At 64.8% G+C, this 2436-nt stretch carries 3 protein-coding genes and 1 riboswitch; of the genes, 1 reads left to right on the forward strand and 2 read right to left on the reverse strand.

What is annotated here, in order from left to right; all coding sequences use genetic code 11:
- Nucleotides 1–91 precede the first annotated feature (91 nt).
- Complete coding sequence (locus QRO91_RS12940) at nt 92–757, forward strand: response regulator transcription factor (protein ID WP_285310422.1); 666 nt, start codon at nt 92–94, stop codon at nt 755–757.
- A 91-nt stretch (nt 758–848) separates the two neighbouring features.
- Here the strand turns inward: QRO91_RS12940 and QRO91_RS12945 are convergent, their stop codons facing one another.
- Both QRO91_RS12945 and QRO91_RS12950 read right to left on the reverse strand, forming a co-directional pair.
- Nucleotides 849–1304 carry an REP-associated tyrosine transposase gene (locus QRO91_RS12945; RefSeq protein WP_049432088.1) on the reverse strand — a complete coding sequence of 152 codons (456 nt, stop codon included), beginning with the start codon at nt 1302–1304 and terminating at the stop codon, nt 849–851.
- Nucleotides 1305–1450: 146 nt separating this feature from the next.
- The gene (locus QRO91_RS12950; RefSeq protein ID WP_049432085.1) at nt 1451–2026 is read right to left on the reverse strand and encodes a manganese efflux pump MntP family protein; all 576 of its coding nucleotides are present in this window, start codon (nt 2024–2026) and stop codon (nt 1451–1453) included.
- A gap of 10 nt (nt 2027–2036) precedes the next feature.
- Nucleotides 2037–2205: riboswitch (yybP-ykoY riboswitch) on the reverse strand.
- Between the last annotated feature and the right edge of the window lie 231 nt (nt 2206–2436).

Below are 2436 nucleotides of genomic sequence, written 5' to 3' on the forward strand. Positions count from 1 at the left end.
CGACCCGGGGTCAGATCCCTTTCCGCAAGGAAAGGGCTCTGACCCCAGGGGCTTGGCCCCCGAACACTTTCCCCCACGGTTCCCCCCGACCATGACCACCCTCCTGATTGCCGATGTCCACCCGCTGTTCCGCGAAGCCCTGCGTGGCGCCGTGCAGCGGGTCATCCCTGGCGTGCAGTTGTTCGAGGCCGACAGCGTGGAAGCGCTGTATGCACTGGCCGATCAGCACAACGACGCCGACCTGGTCCTGATGGACCTGAACATGCCCGGTGCGCAGGGCTTCAACGCACTGGTGCACATGCGCTCGCTGCACCCGCACCTGCCGGTGGTGGTGGTCTCCGCGCGCGAAGAAGCGACGGTGATGCGGCGTGCGCTCGACCACGGCGCGCTGGGCTTCATTCCCAAGTCGGCCGACTCGGACACCATCGGCCATGCGCTGGGCACCATCCTCGATGGCGAGACCTGGGCACCTCCGGAAGCGCACAACGTGCCACCGACCGAGCGAGAGGAGCGCGAAGTCGGCCAGCGTCTGCGCGAGCTGACCCCGCAGCAGTTCCGCGTGCTGCAGATGCTGGGCGCAGGCCGCTTGAACAAGCAGATCGCCTACGACCTCAACGTCTCCGAAGCAACGATCAAGGCCCACGTCACCGCCATCCTGCGCAAGCTCGGCGTGACCAACCGCACCCAGGCCGTGCTGATGGCCGGCAAGCTGGCCATCGACGACGACGCCATTGTGCTGCCGCCGGAAGAAGATTGACCGTGACGGGCTGCGGAGCCGAGCATGGGCATCTCATGATGCCCTTGTAGAGCCGAGCCCACGCTCGGCTGCTCTTCGTCTGAAGACCACACTAGTCCCGCAGAGGCCACCTGCTCCAGGCGTGGGGATATTCACCGAGACAGTTGGCCAGCCCTGCGCGTACTGGATTGGCCGCGATATACACCGCCTGCGTGCGCAGGCATTCATCCCTGCGCAACGCATGGTCGTAGTACCCCGGCTGCCAGATCGGTGCATTCGCATCAACACGCCTGGCGATGGATCGTCCACTCCTGGACTTCAGGATCTGCATGCAGCCGGCGAGCGTGCCGGTACGCAACTCGATCAACCAGTGCAGGTGATCCGGCATGATCACCCAGGCGAGGGAGAAGCTTCGACCCGTCCGCTCTACCGTGCGCAGGGCTTCGATCAGCAGATCAACGTTGGCCTTGTCACTGAACCAGGGACGGCGCGCACGCGTCACCGTGGTGATCGCATAGACATTGCCGGTATGCGACCAACGACCATAACGGAGTGCGGGACTGGCCATGCAGGAAGACTATGACGCAGCAGACGATCTCCACATCAGCGAAATGCTGCGCTGCATGTCGGCCATTGCCGCAATGTAGAGCCGAGCCCACGCTCGGCTGCTTCGCACGCCAGCCGAGCATGGGCTCGGCTCTACAGGTCCGTGTGTTACGCCACACCGTGCAGGTGTTCGTACAGGATCGTCGCGCCAATGATCACCAGGATCACGCCGCCGATGATCTCGGCACGCTTGCCGACCATGCTGCCCAGTACGCGGCCAAGCATGATGCCGACGGTGACCATGGTCAGCGTGCACAGGCCAATGACCGCGGCCATCACGCCGATATGCACGTCCATGAAGGCCAGGCCGATACCCACCGCCATCGCATCGATGCTGGTGGCGAAACCGGTCAGTGCCAGCTTCCAGAAGCCGTGGTGCTGCGAGGGGTCTTCGTCTTCCTCGGCACTGTCCGGACGCAGGCCGTTGTAGATCATGTGGATGCCCAGCGCGCCGAGCAGGCCGAAGGCGATCCAGTGGTCGAAGGCCTCGACGTACTGCAGGGCGGCACGGCCGAGCAACCAGCCGATGATCGGCGTGATCGCCTCGATGACGCCGAAGATGATGCCGGCGCGCAGCGCATCGCGGAACACCGGCTTGCGCATGGCAGCACCCTTGCCGATCGCCGCGGCGAAGGCATCGGTGGACATGGCAAAGCCGATCAGGAGGATCGAAATGGGGGACATTGGCGGCTGCTGAAGGTCGGGCAAGGACGGACGCACGGCTCGCGCTCGCGCCCAACCTGACGTTGCGCGCGCGGGCCGCTGGTCTCGCCAACCATCATGGTTGTCCACGCCACGGCGCACTGGCCGAGTATGTTGACGTGGACGATTCCTGCGAAGGAATCCGGCTACTCCCCAAGGGGACGCGCAGCTTAGCACCGCGATCCGCGCGTGGCGCATTTCCAGACAAACGCGCAGGCAGGGCTGGTTTGTATAGCGATGGCTATATCAGCGCCGCGCTGCACGTGCGAGCCGAGCGTGGGCTCGGCTCTACAGAGGGGTCGCGCAACCGGGAACTTGTAGAGCCGAGCCGATGCTCGGCTGCTGTTCGGCCGAACCACGGAATACCACGCACCACGCGCGATCCGAGCGTG

This window comes from Stenotrophomonas maltophilia group sp. Smal32, assembly GCF_030237085.1.
Taxonomy (GTDB): Bacteria; Pseudomonadota; Gammaproteobacteria; order Xanthomonadales; family Xanthomonadaceae; genus Stenotrophomonas; species Stenotrophomonas maltophilia_Q.